Below are 18392 nucleotides of genomic sequence, written 5' to 3'. Positions count from 1 at the left end.
CTATCGCGCGGCGGCGCTATGGGCACCGGGCGCGAGGGCGTCGAGATAGTCGCGATTGGCGGGCAGCGCCGCGGCGAGCGCGCGGGCGCGCTGCCGGTTCTCGGCGAGCAAGGCGGCCGCCCGCTCGCTCGATGGCAGATCGGCGGGCACCGGATAGCCCATGCCATAGAGAATATATTGGTGGCTTTCGGCCGGGAATATCTCGTCGACGCGCGGAAAGTCCCACGCCGACGGCGGCTGGTCGCGCCACAGCCGCAGCATCCCGGCAAGGCGCGGCGGCATATGCGCGGGGTCGCGCTGCGCGAGCCAATAGGGCTCTTCGCGCCGGCTGAGCGCATAATGGAGCTTGAGGAACTCGACGATGCGATCCCAGCGATAGCGGAACAGGTCGTTGAAGCGGTCGGCGTGGATCGGCATGACGCTGCGGCATGCCGGGAAATTGTCGATGAGCGCCTTCAGCGACAATTCGATCATCACGATCGCCGACGCCTCCAGCGGTTCGATGAACCCTGCCGACAGGCCGACGGCAATGCAATTGCCCTCCCAGAACCGTGCCCGATGCCCGGTCGGGAAGGTCAGGCGGCGAACCGGGACCTCGGGTGCATCGGGCAGCGCGCGGACGATATAGGCGCGCAGCGTCGCCTCGGCCGCATCGTCGTCCATGAAGCGGCTGGCATAGACGCAGCCGATACCGCGGCGTCCCGGCAGGCCGATGTCCCAGATCCAGCCGGCGGCATGCGCGGTCGACACCGTCTGCGACGCGATCGGGCTGCCGGGCGCAACGGGGACCTGCGCCGCGAGCGCGCGATCGTTGAACAAGGTATCGCCGCGATCGATCCACTCGACACCGAGTTCGCTGCCGATCAGCAGCGACGCATGCCCGCTGCAGTCGATGAACAGGTCGCCCGCAATATCGCCGTTCTGGCGCGTCGCGACCGATGCGATGCCGCCCTCATCGTCGCGCGCCACATCGACGACATGGTCCGATATATGGCGCACCCCGAGCCGCTGGACCGCATGCATCGCGAGCAGCGCCGCAAACTTTCCGGCATCGAGGTGATAGGCGTAATTCGCCGCCCCCTGATAGTCGGGCATCGCGCGTTGGCGCGGCGCAAGGTCGGACGCGCAGACATGCGCCTGCGCGGTCATCGCCGCCGCGAACGGCAGGTCGGGCGCGCCCGCCTGCCAAGCCGCGAGCAACTCGGCGGTCGGTGCGGCGGGAGGCGGCGTAAACGGGTGCAGATAGCGGTCGCCCTTGGCGCCGGTCACCCAGCCGTCGAACCGCGATCCCTGTTTGAACGATCCGTCGCACGCGGCGAGAAACTCCGCCTCGCCGATCCCGATCGCCGACAGCGTCGCGCGCATCGTCGGCCAGGTTCCCTCGCCGACGCCGATCGTCGGGATGTCGGGCGCCTCGATCAGCGTGACGTCGAGCTTTGCGGCGCGGCGCGCGCTGGCAAGGAGGCAAGCCGCGAGCCAGCCGGCGGTCCCGCCGCCCACGATGACAACCCTCTCGATCGCGCTATTCATTGCTGTCGATCCTAAGCCAGCTTGCTGCCATCGTCACGCAAAAGAGCCGCGCCCGAAAAAAGGCGCGACCCTCTTGCCTGCGACCCGGCGGACGTGGCCCACCCGCCTTAGAAGCTGAACCTGACCCCTGCCGAGTATCGCGCAAAACCGGGCTGGACGAAGGTGACATTGTTCTTGTGACGAAGGTGCCCGCGCCGACCTTCGCCGGTCAGGTTGATCGCCTCGACAAATCCGGTGAGGCCCGGGATGAACTCGTAACTCGCGCTGGCGTCGATCTGCCAATATGCCTCGGTATAGGAGGGATTGGGCCCCGTTCCCGCGAGGAATTTGTCGCGCCAGTTCCAAGCAACGCGCGCCTGGAGGCCATTCTTGTCATAATAGGCAACCGCGTTGGCGCTATCGCTAAGGCCGGGCAGCGCGAACTGCGGCACCGACGACGGCTGCGTGTTGTCATAGACCGCGTCGCCGTTGACGATCGTATAGTTCAGGATCACGCCGAAGCCGGTATCCCAGAAACTGTGCTGGATCGCGAACTCCCAGCCGTTGAGCGCAGCCGTCTGATCGCTGTTGATCGGTGTCGTGATCTCGAAATTGACCAGCGGATCGCCCGGCGCGGCATTGATGATATTGCCCGTGACCGTGCTGGGGAAATTCGTAATAATATACTGCCGGATCTGGCCGACGGTGGCACTGGCGCCGAGCGCCGCAACCGCAGCATTCCACCGCGGCCCGTTCACCGGGGTAGTCAATCCGAACGCGCTGGAGTCGATCCGCGTCGTGGATATGAAATTGCTCACATCCTTGTGGAAATAGCCGACCGAGACATAACTGTCGGGCGCATAATACCATTCGGCCGACAGGTCGATGTTCTTCGACTTGAAGGGGATCAAACCGGGATTGCCTTGCGCGCCCGTGCCGCCGCCGACACGGAACAGCGTATCGATCGTGCGCCCGCCCTGCAGATTGGCAAAGTTGGAGCGTGTAATCGTGTGGCTATAGGATGCACGCAATTTGACATTTTCCATTGGCGAGATGTCGAAATCGAACGCCGGCAGCCAATTGTCGTACGACCCTTTGAACTTAGTAAAAGCGCTGTCCCCCGAAAAGACGACATTGAGTTCATTGTCGCCCACCCATCGGGTGGTCGTCGGCACCGGCACCAGCGCAGCCGACGCAATATCGGTCGTCTCGTAGCGCAAGCCCGCCACAAAATGCGCCGGATTTTCGAACAGGTCGAACACGGTCGCGACCTGCAGATAGGGCGCCAGCGTTTTTTCGTTGATGCGCCGGTCGGTATTGAAATTGGCAAGGCATGTGCCCGGCTGGGCCGACCCCGTCGCGGGGTTGCTGCACACCTGATATTTCTGCTCGATCAGGTCGGCCATCCGCTCGAAATCAAAGCTGTAGAAGCTCTGGATCATACCCGGTTGCGCAAGGCCCGGGAATTTGTCCGGAAGCGTCACCAGCTTGAAGATGTCGTCGGGAATATCCGCCGCCGGCCCCGCCCCGCCCCAGGTATCGTCATTCTGGATCGTGCCGAAGGCCGAGCGCACCTTGCTATCGACATAGGATACGCCGAAATCGATGCTGTCGAGGAAGCCGCCATCGTGGTCATATTGACCGCGCAACTGGACCTGATCGATCCGGTTCCGGAAATAGGCATTGCGGAAGGCGTTGCCCGTCGAGGCGATAAGCGCCGGATTCAGCGGGTCGATTCCGGGGAACATGTCATAGGAAATGACCGGCAGGTCATTCTCGAAATTCACCGTCTGGTTGCGCACGCCAAAGACAGCATTGCCCAGCGACATGCTCGATCCAAAGCGGTTGACCGGCTTCACTTCGGCGGTCGAATGATGCGCGTCGAGTTCGAACGTGACGCCGCCCGGACCTTTCCATTCCAGGTTGAAACCGAGCGAGTTATTCTCGGCGCGGTTTTCCGTAAGCGCACCGCTGTACGACAAATCCTTGCCGCCATAGAGCGCGTTCGGTCCGGGGACTCCGGTCGGCGCTGCAAATCGTTCGGTGTAGAAGAGCGGTCCCGCGACCGGGCCGTCGGTCCACGCGCTCGACGTATCTTCGTGGTTGAACCACACGCCGACGTTGCTGTTCCGCGTTTCGACGGTGTTGCGCGAATAGATATAGTCGACCGTTGCCGTGAGATCGTCGCTGGGACGGAATTGCAGCACGGCCTGGCCGTTGATGCGCTCACGGTTGATGTCTTCTAGGGCATAGGAGGCGCTCTGCGGAACGTGGTAAACGTCGGTTGGATCGGGCCGATTTGTGATGTTCGCCGCCCGCGGCGTGCCCGGCTGCGCCAGCGAGCCCCAATTATTCTCGTTGCCGAGATAGCCGTCGCGCCAGCCTGCGCTGGCGGTGTTCGTGCTCGATCTGCGCTTCTGGTACGAGCCGGCGATCATGATGCCGATCCGGTCGTCGGCAAAGGTGGTGCTGACGATGCCCGATATTTCAGGCGTGATCGGATTGCCTTCGTTGCGCGACGTGTCGTACACACCCTTGACCGACAGACTGCCGCGCAGCCCCGGATTGTCGAGCGGGCGCGGGGTGCGAATGTTGATCGTCGAGCCGATACCGCCCGATTCGACCGTGGCGCGGCCGCTCTTATACACTTCGACCGCCGCGATGCCTTCGGAAGCGAGGTTCGCGAAGTCGAACGAACGTGACGACGGCGGACCGCCGCCATCGCCGATAACCGCGGTCGGCACCTGGCGGCCGTTGACCGTCACCAGGTTGAATTCGGGACCGAAACCGCGGACCGTCACCAGCGAGCCTTCGCCATTCTGGCGGTCGATCGACACGCCGGTGATGCGCTGCAGCGATTCGGCGAGGTTGGTATCGGGGAATTTGCCGATGTCTTCGGCGGAAATCGCGTCGACGACGCCCTGCGCCTCGCGCTTGATGTCGGCCGATGCGGCAAGGCTGGCGCGGATGCCGGTGACGACGATCTCGTCGCCGTTCACTTCGCCCTCGGCCGGCGCTTCCTGTGCGGTGGCCGCTTGCGCCACGCCCATCAAGGACAGCGCCGACGTGCCGACCAGAAATTTGCCAAGCCACTGCTTTTGAGACGCCCGCATCCCCATTCCTCCCAAATAGCCGCTCTTTTTGGCGGCATTCCCGTTATGTGAACGTTATCTAAATGGGAACGTTCTCATTGTCAACGCATGGGCTGTGGCATTTCGGTCACAATATTACAGATTCTGTGCCGCAAACGTATGCAACATAATAACGGCGAAGTCCGCGATCAGCGGCTCCAGCGCGCGAAAATCGCGGTCGGAAGCAGCAATCCCCGCGCCTCTTCGCGCACCGCCAGTTCGCCGCACTCGACCTTGCCGGGCAGGTCGGCGAACAATTGCGCGAGGAGTTCGCCGATCGCGAGCGCCGACATGCGCACCGCATAGACGGTGAGAAACAGCGCGCGGCTGTCTTCATCGAGAAGCTGGCGGCAATCGGCGAGCAGCGGCGCAAGCCCCTCCTCGATCTGCCAGCGCTCGCCGCCGGGTCCGCGGCCGAACTTCGGCGGATCGAGCAGGATCGCATCGTAACGCCGTTCGCGCCGCACTTCGCGCGACGTGAACTTGCCCGCGTCGTCGACGATCCAGCGCACGGGCTTGTCGGCCATGCCGGCCAGCTCGGCGTTCTCGCGCGCCTGTCCGACCGACTTCTTCGATGCGTCGACGTGCGTCACCGACGCGCCCGCGGCGGCGAGCGCCTGGCTGCCGACGCCGGTATAGCCGAACAGGTTGAGGAAAGCGGGATCGGCCTTGTCGGCGACGCGGTCGCGCAGCCAGTCCCACACCGGGGCCATGTCGGGGAAAAAGCCGAGATGACGAAACGGCGTGCACTGCGCGGTGAAACGCGTTTCGCGCCAAGCGAGCGGCCAGCCTTCGGCAGGCACGGACTTGTTGTAATACCAGCGGCCGCCGCCATCATCGTCGGAGGCGGGAACGAATTCGCCGTCCGCCGCTTCCCATTCGCTCGGCGGCAGAGCGGGCGCCCACATCGCCTGCGGTTCGGGCCGAATGAAGCGATAGCGGCCATAGCGTTCGAGCTTGCGCCCGCCCCCGCTGTCGACCAGCCCATAATCGTCCCACGCTTCGCCAATGAGCGTGACGAGGGGCAGAAGATCAGCCACGCGCCGCTTCCGCGAGGACGAAAGCCTTCACCGCGTCATAGTCGCCGGGCAGGCGCGTATAGCGTTCCTCGCGGTCGAACAGATTGCCGAGCCGTGCGGGGAGCGGCGGGCGCACGCCGGTCGCGCGCTCGACGGCTTCGCGGAACTTTGCCGGGTGTGCGGTGGCGAGGGTGACAACGGGAATGTCGGCATCGATCTCAAGCGCGCGCGCGGCGGCGAGGCCGACCGCGCTATGCGGATCGATGATCTGCCCGCCATGTTCCTGCGCCCAGCGCAGCGCGAGCGCCATCGCATCGCCGTCGATGCTCGCGCTGGAGAAGAGCCCTTGCGCGCCGGCGAGCATGTCAGCGGGAATCGTCATCGCGCGTTTAGTGTCGAATTCGCCCATCATGCCGGTGATCGCCGCGCCGTCGCGGCCCGACAGGTCGAACAGCAGCCGTTCGAAATTGCTGCTGACCTGAATGTCCATGCTGGGGGTCGCGGTCGCGGTGACCGTCCCGGCGCTATAGTCGCCCCGGGTCAGCGCGCGGTGGAGGATGTCGTTGACGTTGGTCGCGACGATCAGCTTTGCGATCGGCAGGCCCATCTGCGCCGCGACATAACCCGCGAAGACATCGCCGAAATTGCCCGTCGGCACGCTGAACGCGACCGGGCGGTCGGGACCGCCGAGCCGGACCGCGGCGTAGAAATAATAGACGACCTGCGCCATCAGCCGCGCCCAGTTGATGCTGTTCACCGCCGACAGCGTGAGCTGGCTGCGCGCCTCTTCATCGCCGAACAGCCGCTTCACCATCGCCTGCGCATCGTCGAAACTGCCATTGATCGCGATGTTGTGGACGTTCGGCGCCAGCACCGTCGTCATCTGACGCCGCTGGACATCGCTGACGCGGCCTTCGGGATGGAGCATGAAGATCTGGATATGCTCGCGCCCCGCGACCGCCTCGATCGCCGCCGATCCGGTATCGCCCGACGTCGCGCCGACGATCGTGATGTTCGTATCGCCGCCGGCGAGGAATTTCTCGAACAACTGACCGAGCAGTTGCAGCGCAACGTCCTTGAACGCGAGCGTCGGGCCGTGGAACAGTTCGAGCAGCCAGTGGCGATGGTCGAGCTGAACCATCGGCGTCACCGCATCATGGCTGAAGCGGCCATAGGCGGCACGGCAAAGCCCGCGCAGTTCGTCCTCGCTCAGCACGCCCTCGACGAAGGGCCGCATGACGCGGACCGCGGTCTCCGCATAATCGAGCCCCGCGAGCGCGCGGATTTCGTCGGCCGACATCTGCGGCCACTTTGCCGGCAGATAAAGTCCGCCGTCGCTGGCAAGGCCGGCGAGCGTCGCGGCACGAAAGTCGAGGGTCGGCGCAGAGCCGCGGGTGCTGATATAGTCCATCACGGCACAGCGCCTAGCGGCGCGCCGTCACGGCTGCAAGCGGCGGCGGACCGCGAGGATGTAGATAATCAGCGCGACGATCGCGAAGAAGAACCATTGGAAGGCATAAGCGAGGTGGTTGTTGGGCGTATCGTCGGCCGACGGCACCGCGCTGGCGCGCAGGCCAGCCACCGGCGTATCGGCGATCAGCATCGCGCGCGCAGGCGTCGAGTTACCTATGACGCGTTGCATGACCGTCGGCTGCTCGGGACCGGGGACGATCGTACCCTGCACCGTTCCGCCACTCCATTTGGGCGGAGCAAAATCGTCGCCGATGCCAACATCGACAAGCACACCCGGCCCCTCGGCGCCGGTGCGGCAATCGGCGATCATTCGGATGCCCGACGTGCCCTTGCTGTCGTTGCCGCTGCGCGGATCCCAGCGCACGGGTTCGAGGCAGACGACGCTGCTCTTGCGATAGAGGAATGCGTCGGGAACGGGCGGCAGTTCGGGATAAGCCACGGTCGAGGACATCGCCACATTGCGCTGATAGAGCGCGATCAGCGCTTCCTTCTCGCTCTTGCGCTGAAGCTGCCAGACGCCGAGCGCGATCATCACTGCGATCGCGGCGAGCACAAGGATCGTCGGGATCAGCGGCCAGCGCCGCGCGGGCTGTTCGACGGGTTCAGTCATTCTTGTCCACCTTACGGCCCTCGGCTGCCTGACGCTGATGCTCGCTTGCCAACAGCGCGCCTTTGCCGACGCGCAAGCCATAAACGACCGCGGCGGCGGTGAGCGGTATCCACAGGACGATATGCACCCACAATGGCGGGCGCAGGGCGGCGTCGAGCGTTAACGCGACCCCAATCAGCAGCGCGCCGATGATCAGCGTGAGGAACGCCGCGGGACCATCGCCGACATTGTAGCGACCGGTATCGAGGCCGCAGCTTTCGCATTTCGCGCGGAACTTCACCGGCCCGTCGAACAGCGTCGGCGCGCCGCATTCGGGGCAGAGACCAAAAAGGGCAGCGCGCCAGACCGGCGGCTGCCCCTTTTGAAATTTGTCGCCAGCGGGCAATTTAGTGCGCGGCGATCGGCGCGCCCCAGCCGCCCCAGACATAGACGATGATGAACAGGAACAGCCACACGACGTCGACGAAGTGCCAGTACCAGGCGGCGGCTTCGAATCCGAAATGCTGGGTCGGGGTGAAGTGACCCTTGTAGGTCCGCACGAGGCAGACGATCAGGAAGATCGTGCCGACGAGCACGTGGAAGCCGTGGAAGCCGGTCGCCATATAGAAGGCCGAGCTGTAGTTGCTCTGCCCGAAGCCCCACGGCGCGTGCATATATTCATACGCCTGGATCGACGAGAAGACCGCGCCGAGGATGATCGTCAGCCACAGGCCCTTCTTGAGACCCTCGCGGTCGCCGTGGATCAGCGCATGGTGCGCCCAGGTGATCGTCGTGCCCGAGCAGAGCAGGATCAGCGTGTTGAGCAGGGGCAGCGAGAACGGATCGATGACTTCGATGCCCTTCGGCGGCCACATGGTGATCGCGGCGGCGCCGTCCTGGCCGAACAGCGAGGTGACCGCGCCTTCGGCATATTCGATCGGCACCGGGAAGAGCGAGAAGTCGAACCACGCCCAGAACCAGCCGACGAAGAACATGACTTCGGACGCGATGAACAGGATCATGCCATAACGCAGGTGCAACTGGACGACCGGGGTATGGTCGCCGGCGTGGGCTTCGTTGATGACGTCCGACCACCAGCTGAAGAAGGTCGCGATCACGCCCATGAAACCGAGGCCGAGAACCCATTTGCCGATGCCGCCGAAATAATCGGCGTGCATCGCCATGACGAGCCCGAAGAACATCACGAGCGCAGCGACCGAACCGATGAGCGGCCAGACGCTGGGATTTACGAGGTGGTAGTCATGATGTTTCGCACCGGACATGGCGTTTTTCCCGTTTTTAGCAGCCCCAGCATGATGATTCCCCATCATCTGCCGGTCTTGTTAGACTCTTGTTCGCGGCCTTAGCTCGCCTTTTTACCCCCGTCTACCGCATCTACAGGGTGGAAGGTGTAGCTGAGAGTGATTTCCTGCACGTCGCGCGCGTCGGGGTCGTCCATGATCTTGGGATCGACGAAGAACAACACCGGCATGCGCATCTGCTGCCCCGGCTCCAGTCGTTGCTGGGTGAAGCAGAAGCACTGGATCTTGGTAAAATATTTGCCCGCCTGGTCGGGCGTGACGTTGAAGCTGGCGGTCCCGACGACGGGATGCGCCGAATTATTCTCGGCGATAAAGATCGCCATGTCGCGCGCGCCGACGCTGACCGTATCGGTCGGATGCTCGGGATAGAATTTCCACGGCAGGTTCGGCGAGACATTGGCGTCGAAGCGGATCGAGATCGTATCCGACAGGATTTTGGGCTCGGCCGCCGCGGCGACCGGGTCGTAACGCTGGGTCGTACCGCCGAACCCCGTGACGCGGCAGAACAGATCGTAGAGCGGCACCGCCGCGAACCCGAGAGCGGTCATCGCGAGCGCCATCAACGCGGCCAGGCTTGCGGTCTTCGCGTTCGGGGACATGCGCCCGATCATGAGAATATCTGCATCTTTGCGATAGTGATGAAGAAGAAGAGGATCGCCAGCCCGCCGAGCATCCATGCCATCAGGTTCGCACGGCTGCGCTGACGGCGGCGATATTCGGCCTCGTCGAAGGGTTCCAGATTCGGTTCGTCGGTCATAGCGGCCACCAATGGTCGGCGACGACAGCGCCGAACAGAATGAAAAGATAGGCGATTGAATAAGCGAACAGGCGCTTTTCGGGTTGCATCAGGTCGCCCTCGCCCGTCGTCCGGGTGCCGACCTGGATCGACAGCAGGACGAACACGGCCGAGAGCGCTACTGCGGTCCAGCCATAAAGCGCGCCGGTGTAGCCGAGCGGCCACGGCGCGATCGCGGCGACCGCCATGATCAACGCATAAAAGAGAATCTGGCGCCGCGTCGATTTCTCGCCCGCGACGACCGGCATCATCGGGATGCCGGCGGCGGCATAGTCCGAGCGCATGAAGAGCGCGAGCGCCCAGAAATGCGGCGGCGTCCACAGGAAGATCAGCAGGAACAGCATCACCGGCAGCGGCGCGACCGACCCCGTGGCCGCGACCCAGCCGATCAGCGGCGGGAATGCCCCGGCCGCGCCGCCGATGACGATGTTCTGCGGCGTCCGCGGCTTCAGCCACATCGTATAGACGAAGACGTAGAAGAGGATCGAGACGGCGAGCAGCAGCGTCGCCTGCCAGTTCGACGCGAACAGCATCAGGAACAGCGAAAAGGCCGCGAGGCCGACGCCGAACTGCAATGCGGTCTGCGGGTCAAGGCGACCGGCGGGAAGCGGCCGGCCCGCGGTCCGCTTCATCTTGGCGTCGAGCCCTGCCTCATACCATTGGTTGAGAGCGCCCGAAGCCCCTGCCCCCAGCGCGATCGCGAGGATCGACGAGAAAGCGAGGATGGGAGGCACGTTGCCCGGCGCCGCGAGCAGGCCGCACAAGGCGGTGAACACCACCAGCGACATGACGCGCGGCTTCGTCAGCGCGAACAGGTCGCGCCAGTCGGCGGGTAGCGCCGTGTCGGCTTGAGTCAGGCTCTGCATCATATTCAAAGAAGAACCGTCTTTATCGCTGCGTCATTGCGAGCGCAGCGAAGCAATCCAGAGTGCGCGTAAACCGCTCTGGATTGCTTCGCTGCGCTCGCAATGACGACTTCGATATGGTTGCACATAATATAAGCTGGCCTTGAAGGAAAACGCCCCCCGCCGAAATCCAGCAGGGGGCGAATGCTATCAGGCGATACGCGGCAGTTCGTTGAACTGGTGGAACGGCGGCGGGCTCGACAGCGTCCATTCGAGCGTCGTCGCGCCTTCGCCCCACGGATTGTCGGCCGCCTTCTTGCCCGCGAACAGCGAGTAAAGGATGTTCGCGAAGAAGAAGAGCATGCCCACGCCCATGATCACATAGCCATAGGACGAGATCAGGTGCCAATAGGCATAGGCTTCCGCATAGTCGGGGTAACGGCGCGGCATGCCCTGCTGGCCCAGGAAGTGCTGGGGGAAGAACATGACGTTCACGCCGATGAAGAAGACCCAGAAGTGCAGCTGGCCAAGGACCTCGTTGTACATCCGGCCCGACATCTTCGGGAACCAGTAATAGAAGCCGGCGAAGAGCGAGAAGACCGCGCCCAGCGACAGCACATAGTGGAAGTGCGCGACGACATAATAGGTGTCGTGCAAATTGGTATCGACGCCGCCATTGGCGAGCACGACGCCGGTCACGCCGCCGACGGTGAACATGAAAATGAAGCCGAGCGACCACATCATCGGCGTCTTGAAGCTCAGCGTGCCGCCCCACATGGTGGCGATCCAGCTGAAGATCTTGATGCCCGTCGGGACCGCGATGACCATCGTCGCGGCGGTGAAGTACATCTTGAGGTTCACGCTCATGCCCACCGTGAACATGTGGTGCGCCCACACGATGAAGCCGACGACGCCGATCGCGACCATGGCGTAAGCCATGCCGAGATAGCCGAAGACCGGCTTCTTGCTGAAGGTCGAGATGATCTGGCTGACCATGCCGAAGCCCGGCAGGATCATGATGTACACTTCGGGGTGGCCGAAGAACCAGAAGAGATGCTGGTAGAGGACGGGATCGCCGCCGCCTGCCGCATCATAGAAGGTGGTGCCGAAGTTGCGGTCGGTCAGCAGCATCGTGATCGCGGCGGCGAGAACCGGCAGCGCGAGCAGCAGAAGGAAGGCGGTAACGAGCACCGACCATACGAACAACGGCATCTTGTGCAGCGTCATGCCCGGCGCGCGCATGTTGAAGATGGTGGTGATGAAGTTGATCGCGCCAAGGATCGACGCCGCGCCAGCCAGGTGGAGCGAGAAAATCGCCATGTCGACCGCGGGTCCGACCGAACCGCTGGTCGACAGCGGGGCATAGACCGTCCAGCCGGTGCCGGCGCCATTGCCGCTGCCGCCGGGAACGAACATCGAGCCGAAGAGCATCACAAAGGCCACCGCGGTCAGCCAGAAGGACACGTTGTTCATGCGCGGGAACGCCATGTCGGGCGCACCGATCATCAGCGGCACGAACCAGTTGCCGAAGCCGCCGATCATCGCGGGCATGACCATGAAGAACACCATGATCAGGCCGTGCGCGGTGATCATCACGTTCCAGAAATGCTTGCCCGCAACCTCGTCGCCCGCGCCGCCCAGCATATGCGCCCAGCCCGAAAGATACTGGACGCCGGGTTCGGCGAGTTCGAGGCGCATCATGCCCGAAAGCCCACCGCCGACGATGCCGGCGACGATCGCGAAGATCAGGTAGAGGGTGCCGATGTCCTTGTGGTTCGTCGACATGAACCAGCGGACGAAAAAGCCCGGCGTGTCGTGATCATGGTCGTCATGCGCATGGCCGTGGCCGTGCGCGGGTGCAGTCGCTGCGATATCGGTCATCTGTCGGACCCCTTATTAATTCTTGGTGGCCGGCGCGGCGGCGGGCGCCGCTGCCGGTGCAGCTTCGGTCGTGACGGCAGCCGGCGTCGCGGCGGGCGCCGCAGCCGGAGCGGCGGCAGCGGGTGCCGGCGCAGCAGCAGCGGGTGCCGCGACGACCGGACCAGCCGGATTGCCGCCCTTCGAGCGGACCCACGCTTCCCACTTGTCGACCGGAAGCACTTCGACGGCGATCGGCATATAGCCATGATCGACGCCGCACAGTTCCGAACACTGGCCGTAATAGACGCCGACTTTGTTCGCGGTGAAGGTCGTTTCGTTGGCACGGCCGGGGACCGCGTCCATCTTGGTCCAGAAGGCGGGAACCGCGAAGCTGTGGATCACGTCGGCGCCGGTGATGATCAGCTTCACCTGACGGCCGACGGGAACGACCATACGGTTGTCGACGGCGAGGTGATAGGGCTCGCCCGCGGCCACGGCCTTGTCCTCGGGCAGGATTTTCGAGACATATTCGCCGATGCCCTGGTCGGGATAGGCATAGCCCCAATACCATTGGTAGCCGGTGACCTTGATCGTCAGCGCCTCCTTCGACGGCGGCTCATATTGCTGCGCGAGAAGCCGGATCGAGGGCACCGCGATCACCGCGAGGATCAGCACCGGAATAGCGGTCCAGATGATTTCGATGAAGGTGTTGTGCGTCGTTTTCGACGGCACCGGGTTCGCCTTGGCGCGATAGCGGAATGCCACCCAGAACAGGAGACCGAGAACCAGCAACGAGATCACCGTGATCACCGGCAGCAGGATGACATGGTTGAACCAATATGCCTGTTCGCCGACCGGGCTGACCTGCGGCTGGAAATCGATGCCTGCGTCGACCGGCTGGCCAACCCCGGGGGTCGGCTTCATCGGGACATAGGTCGCATCGCCAGCCGGAACCGCGGCGGTCGTCGCGACCGGTGCCGCTGCCGGAGCTGCCGGAGCAGCCGCATCGGCGGTGGCCGGAGCCGGATTCGCCGGAGCCGTTGCGGCGGGCGCTTCGGCCGGAGCCGTCGCGGGCGATACCGGCGTTTGGGCATGCCCCGCGCCCACCGCGCCCAGCGACAAAGCCGCCGCAATTACAAGGGTTTTCAAGCTCTTCATAAGGATAGTGCCGCCCGTTGCCTGTTGTTCTTATTGATGCCCCACCCCCTTTGCGGCAGCGGCCGGACATGCGTCGCGGCAGCCGGCGGAGGGGCTGAAACTCGCGGGCGCTATAGACCCGCTTGCCGCTTGCCTCAAGCATCTCTAACACTATTTTGCGGCTGGATAATCTTCGCCGCCAAAACCCGGTCGCCCATCATGGGCGACGCACTGGACAAAAGAACAACTCTCCCATGACCGATGATGAAATCCTGGCCGAATTCCGCGCCGCCGACGCCTTGCTGCAGGGCCATTTCCTTCTCTCCTCGGGCCGTCACAGCGAATATTACCTGCAATGCGCGCGCGTGCTGATGGACACCGAACGCGCCGGGCGGCTCGCCGTCGCGCTCGCCGCCAAGCTGCCGCGCGAGCTGAAACAGGCGATCGACATCATTGTCTCGCCCGCGATGGGCGGGGTGATCATCGGCCATGAAGTGGGCCGCGCGCTCGGCAAGCCCGCGATTTTCGTCGAGCGGCCGACAGGCACCTTCGAACTGCGCCGCGGCTTCACGATCGACCCCGGCGCCAAGGTGCTGATGGTCGAGGATGTCGTGACCACCGGCCTGTCGTCGCGCGAAGCGATGGAGGCGGTACGCGCCGCGGGCGGTGAAGTCGTCGCCGAAGCCGCGCTGGTCGATCGCTCGGCGGGCAACGTCGAACTCGGCGTGCCTTTCTATCCGCTCGTCGCGATCAATTTCCCGACCTATGCAGAGGGTGAGCTGCCCGAAGCGCTCGCCGCCACCGAGGCGGTGAAGCCCGGCAGCCGGAGCAAGGCGGCTTGAGCGGCGGCGCCCCTTCCCGCCTGCGGCTCGGCGTCAACATCGACCATGTCGCAACGATCCGCAACGCGCGCGGCGGCGAGCATCCCGATCCGGTGCGCGCGGCGGAGATCGTTGCGGCGGTCGGCGGCGACGGCATCACCGCACATCTGCGCGAAGACCGCCGCCATATCCGCGACGACGATCTGGCGCGAATCCAGGCCGCGACCGACCTGCCGCTGAACCTCGAAATGGCCGCGACCGACGAGATGGTCGAGATCGCGCTGCGCCACATGCCGCATGCGGCCTGCATCGTTCCCGAAAAGCGCGAAGAGCGCACCACAGAGGGCGGGCTCGATGCCGCGGGGCAGCACAACCACCTCGCGCCGATCGTCGCGCGGCTCAACGACGCCGGCATCCGCGTCAGCCTGTTCATAGAACCCGACGCACGGCAGATCGAGGCAGCGATGCGACTCCGCGCGCCCGTCGTCGAATTCCACACCGGCCGTTACGCGCATGTCGAGGGCGAGGAACGCGCCGCCGAACTCCGCCGCCTCGCCGATGCGGCCGCGCTCGCATGGAAGAACGGCATCGAGCCGCACGCCGGCCACGGCCTCACTTATGAGAATGTCGTCCCGGTCGCCGCGATCCCGCAGCTCGCCGAGCTCAACATCGGTCACTATCTGATCGGCGAGGCAATCTTCACCGGGCTGGAAGATGCGGTGCGCCGGATGCGCGCGCTGATGGACGAGGCGCGGGGCGCGCCGTGATCATCGGCCTCGGCTCCGACCTCTGCAATATCGAGCGCATCCAGAAATCGCTCGACCGCTTTGGCGAGCGCTTCGAAAATCGCGTCTTCACCGATGTCGAGAAGGCCAAGGCGGCACGGCGGCCGTTCACCCGCGCCGGCACCTACGCCAAGCGCTTCGCCGCGAAGGAAGCCTTTTCGAAAGCGGTGGGCACCGGTTTCAAGCGCGGCGTGTTCATGAAGGACATTGGCGTCGTCAACGCCCCGTCGGGTGCCCCGACGCTCGCACTGACCGGCGGTGCCGCCGCCCGGCTCGCGCAGATGATCCCGCTGGGCCACACCGCGCATATCCATTTGACACTGACCGACGACCATCCGTGGGCGCAGGCTTTTGTCATCATCGAAGCAATCAAGGACTGACACGAATATGGCGAAGGACAAGTCGAAGGACGACGGGAGCTGGGGCAAGTTGATCCGCGACGTCGTGGTCATCCTGCTGCTCGTGCTCGGCATCCACAGCTGCGTCGCCAAGCCCTTCTATATCCCGTCCGATTCGATGATGCCGGTGCTGCGCAACGGCGACCGGCTGATCGTCAGCAAATATCCTTATGGCTGGTCCTATTCCTCGGTCAGCTTTCACCTCGCGCCCAAGATCGAGGGCCGGCTGTTCGGCAAGCTGCCCGCAAGAGGCGACATCGTCGTGCTCGAACATCCGGTAACGCGGATCGACTATATCAAGCGCGTGATCGGCCTGCCCGGCGACACGATCCAGCTCCGCAACGGCGAACTCGGCATCAACGGCAAGCCGGTGAAGCGCGAAGTCCAGCCGATGCTGGCGATCCCGGTCGACCCCAATCTGCCCGGCCCCGACAGCAGCCTGTTCCGTTTCGTGAACCGCGATGAGAAAGGCAAGGAAGTGCTCGAACTCCCTATTGTCCGCGAAACGCTGCCCGGCGGCGCGACGTTCGATACGATAGATATGGGGCCCGGCTATGCGACCGACGATTATGGCCCGGTCACCGTGCCCGCCGACCACCTCTTCCTGATGGGCGACAACCGCGACGGCAGCGCCGACAGCCGGGTCGGCACGGACCAGAAGGGGCTGGGCGGCCCCGTTCCCTTCGACGCCATCGCCGGGCGCGCCGAGATCATCAGTTTTTCGACCGATGGAACCGCCGAGTGGTATAACCCATTGAGCTGGTTTAGTGCCTTGCGATCGGGGCGCGCGGGAACCGACCTGCGACCCGAGCGTCAGGGCAATTAACACAACGGGGAACAAGACATGGCGGCGACAAGGAAGACAACCGGAACGCGCGCCGCCAGCGCCGCCGCCAAGGCAGAAGCGCACAAGGAAGCCCCCGGCCCCACCGAGATACGCAGCCAGCTTGTCCGCACCGAACTGCTGAAAGCCGGCGTCTGGATCGGCCTCGCGCTGCTCATCGGTCTATGCATCGTCCTGATCCAGCCGATCCTGCTGATCTTTGCGGGTATCGTCATGGCATCGATGCTCGACGGCGGAACGCGCCTGCTCGGCCGCGTGCTGCCGATTGCGCGCGGCTGGCGGCTTTTGATCGTCTGCCTGTCGCTGCTCGTCTTCCTTATCTGGACCATCATGTTTGCGGGCTCGCAGATCGCCGATCAGGCCGCGACATTGCAAACCGTCGTGATGGGACAGGTCGAGCGGATCGCAGCTTGGGCGAGCGACCATGGCATGGGCAATCTGCAACTCGATACCAAGACGATCACCGACAATCTCGCCGGCACGTTCGGCCGCGTCACCGCAGCGGTGGGTACGGTTCTCGGGGGGTTGACCAGCTTGATCATGATCCTCGTGCTCGGCATCTTCATCGCGATCGAGCCGCGGCTTTACGAACGCGGCGTCGCGTGGATGCTGCCGATGAAGAGCCGCGAGAATTTCTACATCACCACCGCGCGCATGGGCTTCACGCTGCGCCGGTTGATGGCGGGGCGTCTGCTCGGCATGCTGGTCGAGGGCATCGGAACCTGGCTCGCCTGCATGGCGGTCGGCATCCCGATGGCGGCCTTGATGGGCCTGCTCACCGGTTTGCTCGCCTTCATTCCCAATATCGGCGCGATCGTCTCGGGCGTACTCCTCGTCCTCGTCGGCTTTTCGGCGGGGACCGACACCGGCCTGTGGGCGATCGCCATCTATTTCATCGTCCAGACGGTCGATGGTTATCTGATCGTGCCGATGGTCGCGAAGAAGACCGTCGACCTTGCCCCCGCGCTCGTGCTCGGCGCGCAGATCTTGTTCGGCGCGCTGCTCGGGCTGATGGGGCTGTTCCTCGCCGACCCGATCATCGCGATGATCAAGGTCGCGCTGGAACGCGAGGCCGAGCGCAACGCCGATGGCGCCCAAACGAAAGCGGCGGCGGGCACCTAAGCCCGCCGCCGCTTTTGTTTCCCAGGGACCGCTCGCTTATCGCTGCGGCGGCATGCCCGGCGGCGGGCCACCCGGGCCGCCGGGGCCACCCTGGATCTGTTGCTGCTGCATCATCTGCTGCTGTTGCTGCATCTGCTGCTGCATCGCACGAACCTCGGCCTCCGAGCGGAAGTCGAGCAGCGTGACGGCGAAGTGCAGCGTGCTGCCGGCCGGGATCGGACCGACCACGCGGTCGCCATAGCCGAGTTGCGCCGGAATGGTGATCTTGTACTCGCCGCCCTTCTTCATGCGCGTCAGCGCTTCCGAAAAGCCGGGAACGACCTGCGCAACCTGCATCGGCGCCTGTTCGTTGGCGTCGAAGACGGTGCCGTCGTCGAGCTTGCCTTCATATTTGACCAGCACGACGTCGGCCTTGGTCGGGCTCGGCCCGGTGCCTTCCTTTACGACCTCGAACCCGATGCGCGGGGTCATGTGCCAGGCAAAGGCCGCGCCCGCCACCAGCAGCGCCGCGAGGCCAAACCACATCAGCCACAGGCCGCCCTTGCTCACCGGACGCAATGGAACCGTCGTTACGCTCATCTTGGCTGATCCTTCCGCAGGCGCCCGCGGGCGCGAATGTTGGCGAGCCTATAGGCGGTGCGGCGTGGAAGGGTCCAGAGGCAATTAGACGCCGGAAGTTTGCGAGCGCCGATGTCGGCTTTGGGGTGGGAAGCGGACGTCTCGCTCTTTCCCTTCGTCATC

The 18392-nt window shown here is 64.4% G+C and carries 18 protein-coding genes; 5 read left to right on the top strand and 13 right to left on the bottom strand.

The genetic code is table 11. The features are described 5' to 3' along the window. From ACREBX_RS19025 to coxB, 12 genes are all read right to left on the bottom strand, one after another. A complete protein-coding gene (locus tag ACREBX_RS19025) occupies positions 1-1530 on the bottom strand; it encodes a tryptophan halogenase family protein (protein WP_431563299.1) in 1530 nt (509 codons plus the stop codon). Between the two features lie 107 nt (positions 1531-1637). Beyond that, entirely contained in the window at positions 1638-4622 is a 2985-nt protein-coding gene (locus tag ACREBX_RS19020; protein ID WP_431563298.1) for a TonB-dependent receptor, read from the bottom strand. A 167-nt stretch (positions 4623-4789) separates the two neighbouring features. Next, complete coding sequence (locus ACREBX_RS19015; protein WP_431563357.1) at positions 4790-5668, bottom strand: class I SAM-dependent methyltransferase; 879 nt, start codon at positions 5666-5668, stop codon at positions 4790-4792. A 4-nt stretch (positions 5669-5672) separates the two neighbouring features. Further along, on the bottom strand, positions 5673-7070 hold the full coding sequence (thrC, locus tag ACREBX_RS19010; RefSeq protein ID WP_431563356.1) for a threonine synthase: 1398 nt from the start codon (positions 7068-7070) through the stop codon (positions 5673-5675). Positions 7071-7097: 27 nt separating this feature from the next. After that, positions 7098-7742 carry an SURF1 family protein gene (locus ACREBX_RS19005; protein ID WP_431563297.1) on the bottom strand — a complete coding sequence of 215 codons (645 nt, stop codon included), beginning with the start codon at positions 7740-7742 and terminating at the stop codon, positions 7098-7100. Further along, positions 7735-8127, bottom strand: a complete 393-nt coding sequence (locus tag ACREBX_RS19000; RefSeq protein ID WP_431563296.1) for a DUF983 domain-containing protein — start codon at positions 8125-8127, stop codon at positions 7735-7737. The genes ACREBX_RS19005 and ACREBX_RS19000 overlap by 8 nt, the downstream gene beginning before the upstream one ends. A 1-nt stretch (position 8128) precedes the next feature. Further along, a complete protein-coding gene (locus ACREBX_RS18995; RefSeq protein WP_431563295.1) occupies positions 8129-9004 on the bottom strand; it encodes a cytochrome c oxidase subunit 3 in 876 nt (291 codons plus the stop codon). A gap of 80 nt (positions 9005-9084) precedes the next feature. After that, on the bottom strand, positions 9085-9642 hold the full coding sequence (locus ACREBX_RS18990) for a cytochrome c oxidase assembly protein (RefSeq protein ID WP_431563294.1): 558 nt from the start codon (positions 9640-9642) through the stop codon (positions 9085-9087). Between the two features lie 8 nt (positions 9643-9650). Continuing rightward, positions 9651-9800 (bottom strand): hypothetical protein, encoded by a 150-nt coding sequence (locus ACREBX_RS18985; RefSeq protein WP_431563293.1) that lies wholly within the window; start codon positions 9798-9800, stop codon positions 9651-9653. Further along, the gene (locus ACREBX_RS18980; protein ID WP_431563355.1) at positions 9797-10708 is read right to left on the bottom strand and encodes a heme o synthase; all 912 of its coding nucleotides are present in this window, start codon (positions 10706-10708) and stop codon (positions 9797-9799) included. The genes ACREBX_RS18985 and ACREBX_RS18980 overlap by 4 nt, the downstream gene beginning before the upstream one ends. A gap of 186 nt (positions 10709-10894) precedes the next feature. Beyond that, entirely contained in the window at positions 10895-12565 is a 1671-nt protein-coding gene (gene ctaD, locus ACREBX_RS18975; RefSeq protein ID WP_431563292.1) for a cytochrome c oxidase subunit I, read from the bottom strand. Positions 12566-12580: 15 nt separating this feature from the next. Next, entirely contained in the window at positions 12581-13702 is a 1122-nt protein-coding gene (coxB, locus tag ACREBX_RS18970) for a cytochrome c oxidase subunit II (RefSeq protein ID WP_431563291.1), read from the bottom strand. 233 nt (positions 13703-13935) lie between these two features. Here coxB and pyrE point away from each other — a divergent pair, with 233 nt between their 5' ends. Genes pyrE through ACREBX_RS18945 form a run of 5 tightly spaced genes read left to right on the top strand, consistent with a single transcriptional unit; the run spans position 13936 to position 17651 of the window. Then, complete coding sequence (pyrE, locus tag ACREBX_RS18965) at positions 13936-14523, top strand: orotate phosphoribosyltransferase (RefSeq protein ID WP_431563290.1); 588 nt, start codon at positions 13936-13938, stop codon at positions 14521-14523. Continuing rightward, a complete protein-coding gene (locus ACREBX_RS18960; protein WP_431563289.1) occupies positions 14520-15269 on the top strand; it encodes a pyridoxine 5'-phosphate synthase in 750 nt (249 codons plus the stop codon). The genes pyrE and ACREBX_RS18960 overlap by 4 nt, the downstream gene beginning before the upstream one ends. Then, on the top strand, positions 15266-15667 hold the full coding sequence (gene acpS, locus ACREBX_RS18955; RefSeq protein WP_431563288.1) for a holo-ACP synthase: 402 nt from the start codon (positions 15266-15268) through the stop codon (positions 15665-15667). Before ACREBX_RS18960 ends, acpS begins: the two co-directional genes overlap by 4 nt. A 7-nt stretch (positions 15668-15674) precedes the next feature. Next, a complete protein-coding gene (gene lepB / locus ACREBX_RS18950) occupies positions 15675-16511 on the top strand; it encodes a signal peptidase I (protein WP_431563287.1) in 837 nt (278 codons plus the stop codon). Between the two features lie 18 nt (positions 16512-16529). Further along, on the top strand, positions 16530-17651 hold the full coding sequence (locus ACREBX_RS18945; protein ID WP_431563286.1) for an AI-2E family transporter: 1122 nt from the start codon (positions 16530-16532) through the stop codon (positions 17649-17651). 36 nt (positions 17652-17687) lie between these two features. On the opposite strand, the gene ACREBX_RS18940 is transcribed toward ACREBX_RS18945, so the two are convergent. After that, on the bottom strand, positions 17688-18230 hold the full coding sequence (locus ACREBX_RS18940) for an FKBP-type peptidyl-prolyl cis-trans isomerase (protein ID WP_431563285.1): 543 nt from the start codon (positions 18228-18230) through the stop codon (positions 17688-17690). Between the last annotated feature and the right edge of the window lie 162 nt (positions 18231-18392).

It is taken from the genome of Sphingopyxis sp., assembly GCF_050725655.1.
Lineage (GTDB): Bacteria > Pseudomonadota > Alphaproteobacteria > Sphingomonadales > Sphingomonadaceae > Sphingopyxis.
The sequence above is the reverse complement of the archived record's forward strand: the minus strand, read 5'-3'. Positions and strand labels throughout refer to the sequence as shown.